This window comes from Butyrivibrio sp. AE3009 (genome assembly GCF_000420845.1).
GTDB lineage: Bacteria > Bacillota > Clostridia > Lachnospirales > Lachnospiraceae > Butyrivibrio.
Window position 1 is genome coordinate 64,591 of sequence record NZ_ATVS01000011.1, and the last position, 16,937, is coordinate 81,527.

12 protein-coding genes and 1 riboswitch are annotated in these 16,937 nt (G+C 45.0%); of the genes, 1 reads left to right on the top strand and 11 read right to left on the bottom strand.

What is annotated here, in order from left to right; genetic code table 11:
* Positions 1-103: 103 nt before the first annotated feature.
* From G588_RS0107820 to G588_RS21465, 5 genes are all read right to left on the bottom strand, one after another.
* Positions 104-1,501: a SpaH/EbpB family LPXTG-anchored major pilin gene (locus G588_RS0107820; RefSeq protein ID WP_022778190.1), complete on the bottom strand. Its 1,398-nt coding sequence runs from the start codon at positions 1,499-1,501 to the stop codon at positions 104-106.
* Positions 1,502-1,605: 104 nt separating this feature from the next.
* Entirely contained in the window at positions 1,606-6,642 is a 5,037-nt protein-coding gene (locus tag G588_RS0107825) for a Spy0128 family protein (protein ID WP_022778191.1), read from the bottom strand.
* 43 nt (positions 6,643-6,685) lie between these two features.
* Positions 6,686-7,282 (bottom strand): signal peptidase I, encoded by a 597-nt coding sequence (gene lepB, locus G588_RS0107830; protein WP_022778192.1) that lies wholly within the window; start codon positions 7,280-7,282, stop codon positions 6,686-6,688.
* Positions 7,275-8,102: a hypothetical protein gene (locus G588_RS21460; protein WP_022778193.1), complete on the bottom strand. Its 828-nt coding sequence runs from the start codon at positions 8,100-8,102 to the stop codon at positions 7,275-7,277. Before G588_RS21460 ends, lepB begins: the two co-directional genes overlap by 8 nt.
* A gap of 267 nt (positions 8,103-8,369) precedes the next feature.
* Positions 8,370-8,456: riboswitch (cyclic di-GMP riboswitch) on the bottom strand.
* Between the two features lie 243 nt (positions 8,457-8,699).
* On the bottom strand, positions 8,700-10,379 hold the full coding sequence (locus G588_RS21465) for a flagellar hook protein FlgE (protein ID WP_022778194.1): 1,680 nt from the start codon (positions 10,377-10,379) through the stop codon (positions 8,700-8,702).
* Positions 10,380-10,667: 288 nt separating this feature from the next.
* On the opposite strand from G588_RS21465, the gene epsC reads away from it, so the two are divergent.
* A complete protein-coding gene (epsC, locus tag G588_RS0107845; protein ID WP_022778195.1) occupies positions 10,668-11,567 on the top strand; it encodes a serine O-acetyltransferase EpsC in 900 nt (299 codons plus the stop codon).
* A gap of 53 nt (positions 11,568-11,620) precedes the next feature.
* Here epsC and G588_RS0107850 read toward each other — a convergent pair whose 3' ends face one another.
* The 6 genes from G588_RS0107850 to rsxC form a co-directional block, all read right to left on the bottom strand.
* Positions 11,621-12,415, bottom strand: coding sequence for an RnfABCDGE type electron transport complex subunit B (locus tag G588_RS0107850; RefSeq protein ID WP_022778196.1), 795 nt, complete (start codon positions 12,413-12,415; stop codon positions 11,621-11,623).
* A gap of 178 nt (positions 12,416-12,593) precedes the next feature.
* On the bottom strand, positions 12,594-13,187 hold the full coding sequence (locus G588_RS0107855) for an electron transport complex protein RnfA (protein WP_022778197.1): 594 nt from the start codon (positions 13,185-13,187) through the stop codon (positions 12,594-12,596).
* 2 nt (positions 13,188-13,189) lie between these two features.
* The gene (rsxE, locus tag G588_RS0107860) at positions 13,190-13,972 is read right to left on the bottom strand and encodes an electron transport complex subunit RsxE (protein ID WP_022778198.1); all 783 of its coding nucleotides are present in this window, start codon (positions 13,970-13,972) and stop codon (positions 13,190-13,192) included.
* Positions 13,972-14,583 carry an RnfABCDGE type electron transport complex subunit G gene (locus tag G588_RS0107865; protein ID WP_022778199.1) on the bottom strand — a complete coding sequence of 204 codons (612 nt, stop codon included), beginning with the start codon at positions 14,581-14,583 and terminating at the stop codon, positions 13,972-13,974. Before G588_RS0107865 ends, rsxE begins: the two co-directional genes overlap by 1 nt.
* Positions 14,580-15,530 carry an RnfABCDGE type electron transport complex subunit D gene (locus G588_RS0107870; protein WP_022778200.1) on the bottom strand — a complete coding sequence of 317 codons (951 nt, stop codon included), beginning with the start codon at positions 15,528-15,530 and terminating at the stop codon, positions 14,580-14,582. Before G588_RS0107870 ends, G588_RS0107865 begins: the two co-directional genes overlap by 4 nt.
* Positions 15,531-15,546: 16 nt before the next feature.
* Positions 15,547-16,863 (bottom strand): electron transport complex subunit RsxC, encoded by a 1,317-nt coding sequence (gene rsxC / locus G588_RS0107875; protein ID WP_022778201.1) that lies wholly within the window; start codon positions 16,861-16,863, stop codon positions 15,547-15,549.
* Positions 16,864-16,937 lie beyond the last annotated feature (74 nt).

The window sequence follows — 16,937 nt, forward strand, 5'->3', positions numbered from 1 at the left end:
CAGCTTCCGTGGATCGACACTCTCCTTTAGAAATACAGTCAGTTTCATTTAAAAGAAACAAGATTCAATTGTATTATAAAACTTTTTCATAAACCCGGGTCGATTAAGCCTGTGCATCAGCCTTTCTGCGAACCATGAAGTATGCTACACCTGCGATGATAAGGATACCGCCAAGGATGTAGAAGATTGTGGTTCCGATTCCACCTGTTGAAGGAAGAGTACGGCCTGTGAAGTTAGCAATCTTGATAGGCTCAGGAACTGTTAATGTGCCGTTAACAACAAGCTCATATCTGTCCTCGATCATGTTGTATCCTGCAGGTGCCTTTTCCTCCTGAAGGTAATACTTAGTAGCATCAAGACCAACGATTGTAGCCTTACCGTTCGCATCAACTGCGATGTTTACGCCTGTCTCATTAGACTTAGCAATACGGTAATGATCACCTTCCTTAACAACTGCGATCTGATTGCCGCCTTCCTTTGCGCTCCAAAGTGTGAACTCAGCACCTGTGATAGCCTTGCCTGTTGCGCCGTCAACCTTAACGATTTCTACGCCAAGTGTTGCAACATCAACATGATCTGTCTCTGCTGAATTGTAGTTGTCATATACAAGGTGAGCGCTGTTCTCTTCGTTAACACGAACTACAGCATTCTCGTTAACTGTTGCTGTGTAAGTAAGAACGATCTTGGAACCTGCGTACTTAGCAACTGTCTCCTCAGGAATAACAGTTGTGTACTCGTTTTTGCCGTTCTTAGCAACAGGCTCTGACCACTCATACTTGCCTACCTCTTTGCCCTCAACAGTTGCAACTACCTTAGAATCAAGTGTAAGGCCAACAGTTGCTGTATCAACAACTGTGATAGGCTTCTTAGCTACGCTCTTGGGAACATCAACTGTAAGAGTGTAGGTTACAACAGTATCAAACATCTGAGCGAAATCCTTATCATCAGCCTTTGTGATTGTAGGGTATGAGTTCTTCTCATTGATTGTTACTTCACCAACTGTCTGAACTGCTGCTACAGTACCAAGGCTTGAAAGAATGAGGTAGTAACCAGGCTCAAGCTCCTGCTTGGCAACGCCGTTAGCAGACTTGAACTGTCCCTTTACACTTACTGCACCTTTTACTGTATCGTTATTAAGAGCTGCTGCGATCTTCTCACCTAAATCAGATCCTGTGAGACCATCCTTAAGTGTTACATTGTAACGTGAACCATCAGCAGACTTCTTTGCTGTGAAATATCCTGTTCCGCTTACTGCATCAGCAAGCTTCTTATCTGTTACATAGTAAGCTACCTGCTCACCACTAACGATATCAGCCTTTAAAATCTGAAAATAATCGTAAGTGATAACAGCATCAGGGTTAGTATTGCTGCTATTCTTACTATCAATAGTGATAGTAGCTGTGGTTGTGGTTGTTGCTTCTGCCGCTGTAGCAGTGATTCCCATAGCGAATACCATGGTTGCGGCAAGAATTCCGGTTAAAACTTTCTTTAATCCTTTCATTTCCTTTTCCTCTCCTTTTGAATCTTGAGTCTTGTATAAATCCAGTCCTTTTATATCCGGTGCAAATGAGCACCTGTTCTTAAGCTTAACGCTTTAAACCTTGGTTATCCGATAACGTTCTTTTTTCTTCTTCCGAAGAACAATCCCGCTATCAAAGCAGCCGCTGCCATCATAATTCCGATGATCATAAACGGAGCTGTTCCCACTCCTCCGGTAGAAGGAAGTGTATTTGAATAAACCTCTTCATTGATAATTGTTACTGTACCGAAGTTCTTACCGTCTGAGCCAAGCTTCATAACATAACCTGTATTCTTGGCCTTGGATCCGTCAACTGTTACTGCCGACTGATCATTTCCCTTTATTGTCTTACCGTTATACTTGTAAGTTACTCTGTATGTTGCCAGGTAATCATCTGACTCCTTAACGGTGTATTCATAACGATTGCCTTTGGCATCATATAAAGGAAGATCGGTAATGGTCTGGGTCCACTTATTACTTGCTGAGAGTTCGGTGGATGTGTATTCTGTCCACTCACCTCCGTTAACTCTCTGCCATACATATACAATAAGATATGTACGCTTGCTTGAGATATCGGCGCCTGTACTGCCTTCGAGCCACTTCTTGGTAACTGTGAGCTTACCGGAAAGCACGTTGTTGAATGCTACATCCGTTACATCTCCCGAACCGTAAGTGATAATGAATGCGTTCTTATCAGGGTTAACTGTATCGGGATTGCTTCCAAGTCTAAGCTTGCAGGTGGCAACCACATTCTTGAAGGCTTCATCCGTTGCATAGGTTACGTTACCGCCAAGATAATAGAAATCTTCGGCAAGTGTAGTATCCTTGGTATACTTGGCAGGATTAGCCATGTTGTCATAGGTGTATGACTTCTCAAACTTTGTATAGTACTTATCAACTTCAATCTTGACGTAATAGGTTCTGCTGTCGTAGCTTACGCCCGGTATCTGTCCTGAGCTGTCCTCAGTTATCTTGTACAGATAAGTACCTTCAAATCTGAATGGTATAGCTCCGAACTGAACAGTTGCAACATTGTTAACCGCATCTTTACCGGTTACTGTCACACTTGCTACTCCGTTGGAAGCTCCTACAGGCATTGGCTGCTGAGCAAGCTCAGGGTTCACACTGAAGTCGATTGGATTACCGGCTGAATCCTTCATAGAGAATCCGATTCCTTCCATTGTGAAGGTAAATGCCATGTCTTCTTTCCAGGTTCCACCGGTGAAGTTCTTGGTGATCTGTATAGGTCCTATAGGAATACTGTAGTAGTTACATACCTGAACCGTCTGTGTATGTGAAGCATTGGGTATATCATCATAACCAACCTTTACATCTGTAGGTGCCTTGTCAAAATGATTCGGAATGTCACAAGAGAATACAGCTCTATAGTTATTTCCTCCGGTACCAAGCCAGTTGCCGCCTTCCTTATCAACTGTTACGTCATACTTGGTAACTCTTGAAAGGTTGGTAGTTGTAAGATATGTGCTCTTATTAGTATAAGGATCGTAAGTAAAGGTAAGTCCGTCTGCCACCTCTTCCACTACATAAGTTCCTGCTGGAAGATCGGAGATGGTCCACTGAGCACTTCTGTTGTAGGTTACAACATATTTCTTACCTGTGGGCTTACCTGAGTTGTACTCGATAGCCTCACCCTTGGTATCTGCTTTTCCTGTGAAGCCCTTCATAACTACATAATTCTTGGTCGAATTATTGGTAATTCTAAAGGTTACATTGTCAAGGAGCGCTGTTCCGGTATTGTCTCTTACGAATCCGGAGCCGAAATCGTTAACCACCATCTTGTGAATTCTGAGAGCTGATTTACCCTTGGTCTCATTATAGAAGGCCACATTCCGGAACTGCTCCAGTTCCTTGGATGATGATATTCTGTGGGCATCATTGAAATATCCTGTGCCCGGATTATTCTGTAAATCCGCAGATTCAGTTGCATCGATTCTGTAGTAAAGGGGCTCTACCTCACCGCCCTTGTAATACTTAATCTTTGCAAGTATCGCAGTGTTGTCCTTAGAATAATTACCTGTCGGATCATTCTCAAAGATTACAAAATAGTAGGTGCTTGCATTCTGAGATTCCTTGGTATCACCGCTTCCATAAGTCATTCCAAGAAGCCATGGGTTAATATCAAAGGTAACAGTAGATCCCTCATTTCTGGTATCCCAGGTTACAGGCTTCCAATAATAATGTCCGTTACAATCCTTGGCAAGCATTACCATCATGAAACTGAACTTGCCTGTATCTTCTGCCTTGGCAAGAATGCCATCTACATATTTATCAATCTTAAGCTTAATGTTGTCAGTGTCATCAACCACATTGTTGATCATCATTGAAGCCTGCTGATCGAGGTATCTGCGAACCGTAAGCTTATGGATCTCTCTTCTCTGGATCATGTAGCCTGCGATTACTGATCCCGGTACAGCACCGTTATTGATATCAACAGTAGCTTCAGGAGCTACGAAAGTACCTGATACAGTGTCAAGCACCAATGTTCCTGTGTAAGGAAGAAGGTCATTAGCCGCATTTCTCTGCAAAGGATTGATGATGATCTGGTTGGCAAGTTCAAGCCATCCCTCACCGGTCTTACCGCTTTCCTTTTCTGTATGAACCAGGAACTGCTCCATCTTGTATTCAGGACAATTGGTCAGGTCAAGGTTAATAACACAGAGCTTGTCACCTATTGTAAGTCCTTCACTCGTAAGGTAGTTATTGATATCACCGCTGATACCAAACTTCTGGAAAATTGTCTTTGTCAGATCCTTACGGAAACCATCGCTTGTTCCGATGACATTGAGCACCATAACGTCCTTGGTGTCATCAAGAAGTGCAAACTTGCGGGATGCCTCGGATGCTGTAGACAACAGGTTTGAAACGGATATCGGGAATGCTCCCTGAACCGTTGTTCCCGCACTGTTATTAGGATAAGAGTAAACAGTGTAAGAATTATCCGAGTTCTTGATATATACTGTATTGCCATCAACATGCTTGAGCTTGTTGTAAAGGTTCTCACCGCTTGCATTGTTCTCAACATATGAACTTGAGAAGGAACCAACGATATCATTATCATCTTCAGTTGGAAGATCGTTTACATCATAGGTTACGGTATACTTGGTTCCGTCCGCTGCTACAAAGGTCTCACCGTCAGGAACTACATTGCCCTTTGTATCAACCTCATAAACGTAAAGTCTTGCGTTACTCTGAAGAGTATCCTGATCAAACAGCTGTAAGAGATTGACTGTACCGGTACCATCCTTAACTTCGATATTGAAATTACCGATCTTGCTGGGATTTCTGTTGGTATCGGAATATGGCTGTGAATAAAGTCCAAACTTAAAGGTTCCGTCCTTGGTGGAATTCTTGGTAATAAAGTATCCGTCAAACTGAATGTGTGTAAATACAGTTGATGAGTTACCGAATTCTATTACACTCTTAAGGGTTCCCACTGCGATATTTGACTCAACATCGGTATTATCTGCTGACTCAAAGGTTCCCGCAACGGCACCGAAGGATGTGTTATCGCCGAGTGCATCAGCAATGTCACGGGCTGACATATGCTCAGTTCCTGTCCAGGAAACAATTCCATATTCGCTGTATACAAGAGCGTATGCAGAGAAGGAATCCGTTTCGAAGGAAACCTTATCGGTATCGCCGGAAAGATCTACATCGCTACCCTTGACCACCTCAACATTGATATCGGAAGCCTTGATGTCTGTCGCATCACTGGTAGCATTCACATTGTCCATGATCTCGTCTTTAACCGGAAGATGTACAACGCTTACGCCATCGGCATCAGCTGCTCCAATCTCATCAGACAACTGATTCTGATTAAGGCTAAGTGAGATAGATACCGTTCCTGCCTTGGGCTGATACTCAACACCATCAAGCTTGAAGGCGATGTCATAAAGAAGAGTGTTCTTCTCATTGTAGGACTGCTTCTCTTCTGCGTCCTTATCGGCGATCTTATCAGCGTTGTCGTTAAGCGCCTCCATGTAAGCAGCGTAGTTATAATCCTCAGACCTGGAACTGATCTCAGCTATCTTAAGCTCAACTCCCTCAGGAAGTGCTGAAGGATCGGAAAGCTCTGCCTTAACCGTAACCATAAGGTCACTGGCTGTGAAGCTGGTCTGTGTATTAGCTTTGTAGTATGTAAGAAGAAGATCTGTATCTTCAAGAATATCTTTTGTCTCACCGGATGCTGTTGTTACCTGGTAATAAGTATAGGTCTGAACTTCATCATCGCTGGAAGCGGTGGAAGCTGCATCCTGATTTTCTCCCGACTTGGAAGAAGCTGTTTTCTTGGTGATGAGTATTACCTGAGTCTCATCAACTGTTCCTTTATCAAAAACATAACCTTCGAAGCTCTTGACTTCCTTGGTCAAGTCAAATGATTCCGTAATTGAAAGTTCCTTGGAATCAGCAATCTGTTCTCCGTTTGTATCTTTATAAACAACGGTAATCTTGACATCACTCTTGATATCTTTGTCAGAAACCTTGGTCTCTTCAGATGAACTCTCTGATGATGCATCTGCTGAGGTCTCAGCTGATGAAGCACTGGCGGCTGCGGAACTTGTATCAGAACTGCTATCGCCGGTTGATGCACTGCTTGATGCATCGGATGCTGCTGATGATGAGCTGCCGGTTGATGCACCTGAGGAACTACCTGTAGATGCGCCTTCGCTTGATCCTGTAGAAGAAGCATCAGTTGCTGCAGCCTCGGGCTTTCCTTCAGAAGCACCTTCAGGCTTGCTCTCTGAACTCTCTGAGCTTGCTGCAACTGCGGAACTTCCTGATGAAGCTGCGGCAGAATTGTCCTCTCCTGAAGCCTGTGCGCCGGCTGACTCTTCGGTCTTCTCACCATCCTCTGACTTCTTGGCCTCTTCGTTCTCCATCTGCTTGATCAGTCCCTGCTCGTAAGCATTGTCTGCTGTTTCAAGTACAAGACCGACCTGCTTGGCTCCTTCCTCAGTCATAGCCGTTGCTGGCTTATTCAACATATAAAATGTTACTGTACCGGACAGAAGAGAAAGACATACAGCGAACGCAATCCACTTTTTGAATCTGCTGTGCTTTCTGATGTAGTTTTCTGCGCGATTTTCATCAGCTTTGCGCATGTTTCGTTACCCCTAATCTATTAATATTACTTCTTACAACGTTTCATCTATCTTGAATAACACCAAAAGCGTCAAAGGGAAATACTCTGAACATTACCCTTCCTATGAGCTGTTCCCTTGTCACACATCCTATTACACTGGATCTGGAATCAATGGAAACGCTTCTGTGATCTCCCAAAACAAACCATCTGTTCTCCGGGACCTGATACGGGAATTCAAGATCCGTGGGTTCCAGACTCTTGTCGGTAATGTATGGTTCATCGATCAGAACTCCGTTGACCATAACGTTTCCGGCGTCATCTATCGTTACCCAGTCGCCCGGGGATCCGATAACTCGCTTAACAAGAACCTTGTTGTTATAGTAAAAAGCAAGAAGATCGCCGGTCTCAAAAACCGTGCTGTTACTTGCTATGACTATCTGTCCCGTCTCAAGAGTCGGGGTCATGCTGTCACCCGTAACCTTGAGAGCTGTAACATAAAAACTGGAAACAAGAACCGCCAGCGCTGCCACAACAACAACTACTATAATTGAGTTCCTAAGAACTTTCTTATATTCCTTTTTGTTGTTCTCCCTCTTGAGTTCGCTCTTAAGCTCGTCAAGAGTCGGCCTTCTCCGGGGTTCCTTTTTTTTCTTACTCATCAACTCTTATTTTCCTCGGCCTGCCACGTTTTCTCTTAACAGGCGGCGCATCGGTCTGTGTTACATTATCTGTTTCTGTATTGGATTTTGTAGTCTTTTTTGCCTTAGGGGCTTCCTTAGCTGTCTCTTCTGAAATTGTCTCTGCCTGTGCTGTCTCTTCCTTAGGTGCCTGTCCCTCCGTTGTATCTGTCTTGCTGCTGTCTTTGGCTACAATTTTTGCATTATTCATGCTATCAAGAATGGCTTTGAGCATCTCTTTGCCATCACCGCCGGCTGCGTTTATCATTTCTTCGCAGCGTCTTTTGGCTTCACTCTCTATCAGGTCCATTCTTCTGCGGGATTCCACCATCTGTTTCTTGAAATCCTCGTATTCCCTTTTAGCCTGATCCTGGATTGTCTGAACATAGAGGTCTGCGGCCTTCTGCCCAGCATCGAAGATGCCTCCGAGCTTAAGTGATGCCTCCGCCAAGGTTCCTGACGACTGAATCTTGCTCATTTTGTCATCAACCTGCTGTACAAGATCCTTCTTTTCCTTATCAAGTCTTGACTTAAGTCCCTCTATATCTTTGTCAAATTTGGCCTGCATCTGCGTCTTCTGTTCGTTGAACTTGGTACGCATCTCAGCCTTCTCATCGTCGAAGGATTTGAGCATTGCTGCTCTCTCTTCGGCCATCTCGTGCTGCAACTGCAGCTTTTCTCTCTCGAACTCTTCCTTGAGTTCCTTCTCATGCCTCTTGGCACTCTCAGCTTCTTCGGAAAATCCGATCATCATTTCCAAAAGTTCCGCACGGCTGAGCTTCTTTAAATTCAAATCCGCCATTTTCTCTTTTCCCGTTTTCCCACATGAAAAAAGGCACTTTGCATCGGACTAAACCTTTAGTACTCTGCAAAATACCTTATAATACGGAGAGGCAAATGCAAAGCTAAAAACCTGTTGTCGAGAAAATTACATATCCCTGTACTACCATGCCATTACCAATGCCATGTGTTCATCCATGAACTGCCTGCGTACTGTAATTTCAATAAAAAAGACCGTCTGTATAATCCTTTAACAGACACGGTCGCTTTTTTTGGTGCTATCCGAAGCACCAGCAACTGGCTATCTGTCACATAAAGTGATTAAGACCCTGTAGCTTTGCGTCACCATCTTTCGACGGTTTTGCCTTTATTTCCTGTTGTTATTAAGTTAAGTAAATGTAAATAATATTATCTTTATTAAGCTAACATTATTCGCAAAATGTTGTAACTAGAATATAAACTATTGCTAATCATATTTCAATCCTTTTTTCACAAAAAAATCACAGTATCTGAAAAAAAGAGCCGGAATCTCAGTCCGGCTCTGCAAATAAAATTTCATATTTTATTTATAATTATAAATTGGGTCCCTTAAAGTTTCCTTTTTTTATCTGCTTTTAGCTTATCGTTTAAGTCCCTTAAGTATCTGCAACATCTCGTCAGATGTAGTAATTACGCGGCTGTTGGCTTGGAAACCGCGCTGGGTTGTGATCATATCAGTGAATTCCTTGGCAAGGTCGATATTACTGCCTTCCAGGTATCCCGAGGACATATAACCGCCATCCTGTGTGATGTCCATGTATATAGGTTCTCCTGAATTAAGTGAAGCTTTGTAGAGGTTATCACCTATCTTTTCAAGGCCCATGGCATTACTGAACTGTGCCACGATTATCTGAGAGATCTTGACTGTCTGGCCGTTGGTGTAGCTTCCGTATATTGAACCGTCATTGGTAATTGACAGGCCGCTTAGTTCTCCGTTGGGATATCCTTTATTTTGTCCCTGCAGATCACCCTTATACGCGTATATCGATGAGGTTGTACCTCCCATGGTGTTGGCGTAATTGGTTGTGTTGCTAAAGTCCACATTAAGATTACCGATGGCTGCCGCATCTCCTCCAAACATGAACTGGTAGGAACTTCCGGCGGGATCAGGAACCTTGGTGTTGCCAAGATCAAAGGTGATCGGTCCAAGGTTGTTAAGGATATTGTCAAACCTGAAGGTTGTGGTCTTGGTGTTTTCCTCGCCGATGGCCTCCAACTGTCCGGATTCCTCATTGTACTTAAGCTCCACTGACATATCATCGAAGGTTTTCAATACTCCGTCTTCATCTCTTGCGGAATATAATCTCAAAGTATATCCGTTCTCAGTTTCGGAGCTCGGATGCAATCCATAGGTCAGTGTGTAATGCTTGCCGTCCTTGCCGGTCACCGTTGTATTGTAAGTATAACTTGAAAGGTTGCCTTCAAGAGTTATGTTGGTCTCAGTGACACCTTCCCCGGTGCCGGGAGTCTCTTTGATTGTTGCACTAAGCGGTGAGATCGGTGCTATACCATCAAGTGTTCCGTCATGCTTGTTGTATGTAAGGAGAATATCGTTAGATACACTGTTATCAATTTTCTTACCGTTGTCATCCAGGATCTTGTCTATTGAAACGCGGTATGTGCTGTCATCGCTGTCTCCCGCATTGTCGACTTTAAGCTTGATCGTATAGGTCCTGCCGTCCTTGCCATAAACTTCGAGCTGAAGAACTCTTCCCTCCTCAAGGACTTCATCATCCTTGTTGATGTTTCCTTTAAGGTAAGCTTCGGACGTTGCCTGTCCGGCCATAGTCCTGGTACGCTCAGTCATAACGGCTGGAGTTCCGGATATCCCCTCCCCGGCGATCATATTGCAGATATAGCCGTTATTCTGGGTTACGAAATTACCGGCACCGTCAATGGTAAAAGATCCGTCTCTTGTAAAAGCCTGAGTTCCGTCAGGAAGAGTAACCACGAAGAATGAATCACCTGTGATCATAAGGTCAAAGGCGTTATTTGTTGTAACTGCTGACCCCTGCCTGGTGATGTTGGTATAGATTGATCCGACCTTAGATCCAAGACCAACCTGGGAAGCATTGACCGTGGCGGTATTATCACCCGCTCCTGCTCCCTGGCGAACTGTCTGATACAGGATATCCGTAAATCCTGTTGCCTGTGATTTATAAGAAGTTGTATTTACATTGGCAATGTTATTACCAATTACATCCATTTCCATCTGGTGGGTTTTAAGACCTGAGACACCGGACCAAAGAGATCTCATCATAGGGCACGTACCTCCAAATAACAAGTTCTTTTCCCATGTACGTCCCTGTACTTTTATAGCGGCTATCCCTTTGCCGGAAAAGAATATACTATCTGTCATTTGCTATATCGGCCGAAAGCTTGATTTTATTTAGGTCTTATTGAAAAAATGTTTTAACAAGCAGGATTCATGATGTATACTATAGCTTAGTAAAGCAACATAGTCATAAAGCCCGAAGAACTATATTAAACATTTCGTAACATTGTAAATGCTTACAAATTATTAATATAGAAGATATGGAGTCAAAAAATGGATTTTAAGAAGAGCAATAACAACGAAGAATTAAAGAATGAGATAAAAAGTATAGTAGATCTGATCCTCTCAGACTATGAGAAGGGACGGGATGTGGATCAGATGGATGTCTATAATCAGCCTGACCGTGATGCGGTTAAGGACATCGTCATCAAGCTGATCCGAATCATATATCCCGGCTATTACAGAGACAAGGTCTACAAGAGCTACAACGACAACAACAGAATAGCCGTAGTTATCGAGGACGTTATCTACAATATGCAGAAGCAGATCGCTATCGCATTCCATCACAGCCCCGATTACAAAAATGCCGGCGATGAGACCCTGGACTGCGGTTCACGCTGCATTACACATGAGTTCTTCAAAAAGCTTCCCAAGATAAGGGAGTACATTGACACAGATCTTCAGGCCTGCTATGAAGGAGATCCGGCAGCCTACAGTAAGGGGGAGATAATCCTCTCCTATCCGGGACTTCTGGCCACCACAATCAACAGAATAGCCCATGAGCTGTATCTTCTTAATGTGCCGCTTATTCCCAGAATGATGACGGAATATGCCCACAGCAAGACCGGTATCGACATCCATCCCGGAGCAACCCTTGGCAAATATCTCATGATAGACCACGGAACCGGAATTGTAATCGGCGAGACCTCCATAATCGGAGAACATGTCAAAATATATCAGGGCGTAACAATCGGCGGTCTCTCAACGAGAGGCGGTCAGGCTCTTAAGGGAATCAAACGTCACCCCACCATTGAAGACAATGTTACTATCTATTCAGGAGCTTCAATTCTTGGCGGTGAGACTGTTATCGGTGAAGGATCTGTTATCGGTGCTAACGCATTTATCACTGCTTCTGTTCCGGCGGGGAGCAGGATTAGTATGAAAAATCAGTAACTAATAGGGGACAGTCCTTGTTAATGGGGACTGTCCCCTTTATCGCTTTATTGTTAAATATCTTTTATTGCCTTCTTCGGGCATTTCTCCACGCAGGTACCGCAGTGAGTACACTTGCTCTGGTCGATGGAAGCTACGTTGTTCTCAACGGTAATGGCTCCGGCAGGACAATTCTTTTCGCAGATATGACAGGCGATACATCCCACCTTACAGTAACCGTTAACGGCTTTGCCCATGTCCTTGGACATGCAGGCAACAACCTGTTTTGCGCTGTAAGGAATAAGGTCGATGAGGTGTCTCGGGCAGATGTCGATACACTTGCCGCAGGCCTTACATTCATCCTTATCCACTACTGCCACACCATTTACGATGTGGATGGCATCAAACTGACATACGGATACGCAGGAGCCGCCGCCAAGACAGCCAAAGGAACAAGTCTTGGAACCGCTGCCGGGCGCCTGCATCTGCAGACGGCAGTCGGAAACTCCGTCATATTCATACTGCTGGGTAGCGTTCTCGCAGTTGCCGTTACAGTGAACATAGGCAACCTGTTTTTCCGTCTCAATAGCCTCTACGCCCATAACTGCTGAGATTGCTGCAGCAACAGGTGCGCCTCCTACAGGGCATTGGTTAACTGCCGCTTCGCCCTTAGCAATGGCCGCAGCGCAGCCCGAACATCCGGGATATCCGCAGCCACCGCAGTTATTTCCGGGAAGAGCTTCCAAAATAGCTGCTTCCTTCTCATCTACTTCTACATGCAACTTAAGGTCTGCCACGCCAAGAATAAAACCTATAACTATTCCGACACCGGCCACAACGCAGGTTGCAATGATAATTCCAGTGATCATAGTACGTCTCCTTTATATTTTATTCCGCGATATACGCATGACTCCACTTACGTTCTCGTCATGCTACGTACATTCGGAATCCAGATTACCATCCTACTTCCTCATGTACGTTAAGTCATTTCATAAACACATTGTTTTGTGCAAGCACAACACTGTGTTTACTCATTCCTTATATCGCTCATTTCAGTGCGCTGAATCCGGTAAACGCAATAGCCATAAGTCCTGAGGTAAGAAGTACAAGAGGCATTCCCTTGAAAGGTGCCGGAATATCGTTGTATTCCATCTTCTCACGAAGACCGGCCAGGATTACGATAGCGATGGTAAATCCAACAGCTGTTGCAAAACCAACCAGTGTGCTGGTAAGAGGGTTCTCATAGTAGCCGTCTGTTACGTTGTTGAGGGCAACACCGAGAACTGCGCAGTTGGTTGTGATAAGGGGAAGATATACACCCAGTGCCTGATAAAGGGATACGATGTATTTCTTCAGGATCATCTCAACGAACTGAACCAGCATGGCGATAACAAGGATAAATACTATGGTCTTAAGATACGAAAGATCCAAGGGATCTAATATAAACTTGTAGATCAGACTACAAACCAGTGAAGCCAGTGTAATAACGAAAATGCAGGCTCCGCCCATTCCAAGGGCAGTATCCGTCTTCTTGGAAACACCCAGGAAAGGACACAGGCCAAGGAACTGACTAAGTACTACGTTATTTACAAGCGAAGCTGTTATCATAAGGCCCACAAGATTAACAATTGTCTCTCCCATAATCAATCAGCCTCCTTCTCATTCTTTTTATCCGCAAGGATCTTATCTGCTGCGGCCTCCTCAGAGGAACTGCAGCATCCCTGTCCGAACTTGGATGTGTCTTTACCTTTTTTAGCCAGATTCATCTTTATCTTGTTCATGATGGCGATAAGGAAAGCAAGAACGATGAAAGCTCCGGCCTGCTGGATAAAGATGCTGATGGGCTTATAGGTTGAAAGGAAAGCTCCAACCGCACCGGGAACCACTGTGCCTTCACCAAGGATCTGCACATCAAAAGCAGTTCCTGCTCCGATGAACTCACGGATAAGACCGATAACGGTAATGGCGCAGGTAAAGCCTATTCCCATTCCGATTCCGTCGAAGAAGGAAGGAACTATTCCGTGCTTGCTGGCATAGGCCTCCGCTCTACCGAAGATGATACAGTTAACAACGATAAGAGGGATATATACGCCCAGCGCCTTGTTAAGTGCCGGAACATAAGCCTTCATAAGAAGCTCAACCAATGTAACGAAGGAAGCTATAACAACGATGAAGGAAGGGATTCTTACGGTGTTGGGAATCACCTTTCTAAGGGCTGAAATAACTGCGTTACTAAGTGCCAGTACAAATGTAGTTGCCAGTCCCATTCCAAGGCCGTTTATAGCCGATGAAGTAACGGCAAGGGTGGGACACATACCGATCATAAGGACCAGTGTAGGGTTCTCCGCAATGAGACCGTTAAAAAATCTTTCGCCCGGGGTATCTGCTCTGAAGCCCAAAGCGCCTTTTTTAGCTTCTGTGCTCATCAGTTACCTCCTTTCACAAGTGCGGTTTCAAAGTATTCAACGGCGGCGTTAACGCCCTCTGTAACTGCTCTTGAAGTAATGGTTGCACCTGAGATGGCTTCGATCTGGGTGCCGGCATCCGATAACTGTCCGTTCTTGACTACGCTGAACTGAGTAGCCTGCTTGTCCACAAACTGAGGAGCAACTACCTTCTCTGCGTTCATTCCAAGTCCGGGTGTCTCAGCAATACTGATAATGGATATACCGTTGATATTGCCTTCTTTGGTAATGCCCACGGTGTACTGAATGAAGTCGCCGTAGCCCTTGGATTTAACCTGAATAACGTATCCCGCGGAAGCACCTGATGCATCCTTGGCTTCCTTGACGCTCTCGATGGTAACTCCGGAATGAGCTGAGGCAACCTTGTCCGCTGCGGCCTGATCCAGATCAAGATCATCAAAGGTCTGAGCGGATGCAAAAACAGACTGATTAGCCTTGTCCTGCGCAAGCTTGTCCTGATAAGCGATGGGGTCCTTGGTAACCTGATATACGATTCCCAGAAGAACTCCGGCCACAAGTGTTATAGCAAAAAGGATAAAGGCGTTTTTGATCATGCTCTTTGTATCGTTCATGCTTTTTTCGCCTCCTTTTTAGTTTTCTTGATTCCGAAGGCTCTCGGAATTGTGAACTTCTCGATGAGAGGAACCAGAAGGTTACCGATTACAATCGCAAAGGAAACACCCTCAGCGTTGGCGCCGAAGATTCTGAAAATTCCGGTGAGAAGTCCCAGTATAAAGGCATATATGTATTTTCCCTTAGTGGTGATGGGACATGTAACATAGTCCGTTGCCATGAAGAAGGCACCAAGCATAAGTCCGCCGCCTGCCACATGTGCGGAGATATAGGACCAGTTAAAGCCGTAGCCGCCAAACAGTCCCACAAAAAGCACGAAGGTGATGATGTAGGTAAAAGGAATAATGTAATCGATGATTCCTACTGCGAACAGTATCATTGCACCTATTGCAATGCAAAGCATTGAGGTCTCACCGATGGTTCCTGCTGTTCTACCGATAAGCATATCCATAACATTGGGCTGAACACCGCTCTTTAGCAGAGCAAGAGGTGTAGCTCCGGTATAGGTATCGGGAACGATGAAATTGGTCATAAGGGCCGGGAAGGAAATTACAAGAAAGCACCTTCCGCCCAGTGCAGGGTTCATGAAGTTCTGTCCAAGACCTCCGAAGATCTGCTTGACCATGATTATTGAGAAAACACCGCCAAGAACGGGGATCCACCACGGCACTGTGGAAGGCAGGTTCATTCCAAGTAAAAGACCTGTTACCACCGCTGACAGATCACCTACGGTTACAGGCTTGTGCAGAGCTTTCTCATAGATAAACTCTGAAAGCACGCAGGAAGCCACAGAAAGCAAAAGTATGATCAGCGCATCCAAACCAAAATTGTAGATACCATAACCAGCTGCAGGAAGCAGGGCAATAACAACCCACATCATGATATTTGAAGTGGTTGTCTTGGATCTAACGTGGGGATTGGATGACACTCTTCTTAAATCACTCATTTATTGATGTCCTCCCTCACTTTTTCCTATTTGCCAGCTGAATCTTTCTCATGCCCTTGATGAGCTGAGTAAGCTGACGTCTTGCAGGGCAGATGTAACTGCAGCATCCGCACTCGCAGCATTCCATTCCGTAGTAGTTAAGGAATGTCTTTTCATCGTTGTGCTCAACGGCATCTGCCAGGTTCTTGGGGATAAGTCTCTCAGGGCATACCTCCACGCAACGTGCACAGTTAATGCAGGCTGAAGGCTCAAGCTCGGATACCGCATCCTTGGTAAGGCAGGTAAGAGCCGATGCAGTCTTGGTTGTGGGAACATCAAGATCAAAGATGGCGAAGCCCATCATGGGACCACCGGAAATGATCTTGGCAGGCTCGTGAGCAAAACCGCCGGCGTCATCAACGAGCTCGCGGTAGTTGGTGCCGATCCTTACCTTATAGTTCCTTGGCTCTGCAATGGCGTCACCGGTGATGGTAACGATTCTCTCCATAAGAGGTCTGCCCTCTTTTACTGCTCTGCAGACAGCACAAAGAGTATCAACGTTGTCCACAATACAGCCCGCATCCGCAGGGAGCATTGAAGAGTTGATCTCTCTTCCGGTACAAGCATAAATAAGCATACGCTCAGCACCCTCAGGGTACTTGGTCTTTACTTCCTTTACGCTGATCTTTTCTTCATCTTTGGTTAATTCTTTGAATTTGGCGATGGCATCAGGCTTGTTATCCTCAATGGCAAGAATACCTCTTGCGTTGGGGAAAATGCTGACAGCTATCTTAAGACCTTCCAAAAGAAGCTCAGGTTCCTCTATCATACGTCTGTAGTCGGATGTAAGATAAGGCTCACACTCTGAGCAATTGGCGATAACATAATCGATTTTGTCGGGTTCCTTAGGGGCAAACTTAACCGCGGTAGGAAAGCCTGCTCCGCCCATTCCGACAACGCCGGCCTCTCTGACGGCCGCGATCTTGTCCTCTGCGGTCATCTCCTCGTATGGCTTAGCCGGTTTAAACTCAACTTCTTCGTACTTCTCATCGTTCTCCACTATGATGCTGCTGCACATAGCGCCTGTCGCAAGTCTTCTTGGTTCGATAGACTTAACAGTTCCGGAGACCGTTGAAAAAATGTTTGCAGAAACGAATCCGCCTGCTTCCGCAATCTTTTGACCTGTAAGGACATGATCGCCTACAGCCACGATGGGCTTGGCCGGTGCACCGATGTGCTGGGATAACGGATATACCAGCTCACCCTTTGGCAGCACAGACTTAATGGGTTTGTCCTTAGACAGTTCTTTCCCCTCGTACGGATGGATTCCACCCTCAAACGTACCTCTTGCCATTTCCTACCCTTCTTTCGAATTTTTTTAGAATTACTTGCTCCGGAAGAACCTCGGAGCGAACAATAACCTATATT

Bases quoted from the DNA above. Each gene is read 5' to 3' on its own strand.
- G588_RS0107820 (WP_022778190.1), bottom strand. From the start codon at position 1,501: ATGAAAGGATTAAAGAAAGTTTTAACCGGAATTCTTGCCGCAACCATG.
- G588_RS0107825 (WP_022778191.1), bottom strand. From the start codon at position 6,642: ATGCGCAAAGCTGATGAAAATCGCGCAGAAAACTACATCAGAAAGCAC.
- lepB (WP_022778192.1), bottom strand. From the start codon at position 7,282: ATGAGTAAGAAAAAAAAGGAACCCCGGAGAAGGCCGACTCTTGACGAG.
- G588_RS21460 (WP_022778193.1), bottom strand. From the start codon at position 8,102: ATGGCGGATTTGAATTTAAAGAAGCTCAGCCGTGCGGAACTTTTGGAA.
- G588_RS21465 (WP_022778194.1), bottom strand. From the start codon at position 10,379: ATGATGAGATCTCTTTGGTCCGGTGTCTCAGGTCTTAAAACCCACCAG.
- epsC (WP_022778195.1), top strand. From the start codon at position 10,668: ATGGATTTTAAGAAGAGCAATAACAACGAAGAATTAAAGAATGAGATA.
- G588_RS0107850 (WP_022778196.1), bottom strand. From the start codon at position 12,415: ATGATCACTGGAATTATCATTGCAACCTGCGTTGTGGCCGGTGTCGGA.
- G588_RS0107855 (WP_022778197.1), bottom strand. From the start codon at position 13,187: ATGGGAGAGACAATTGTTAATCTTGTGGGCCTTATGATAACAGCTTCG.
- rsxE (WP_022778198.1), bottom strand. From the start codon at position 13,972: ATGAGCACAGAAGCTAAAAAAGGCGCTTTGGGCTTCAGAGCAGATACC.
- G588_RS0107865 (WP_022778199.1), bottom strand. From the start codon at position 14,583: ATGAACGATACAAAGAGCATGATCAAAAACGCCTTTATCCTTTTTGCT.
- G588_RS0107870 (WP_022778200.1), bottom strand. From the start codon at position 15,530: ATGAGTGATTTAAGAAGAGTGTCATCCAATCCCCACGTTAGATCCAAG.
- rsxC (WP_022778201.1), bottom strand. From the start codon at position 16,863: ATGGCAAGAGGTACGTTTGAGGGTGGAATCCATCCGTACGAGGGGAAA.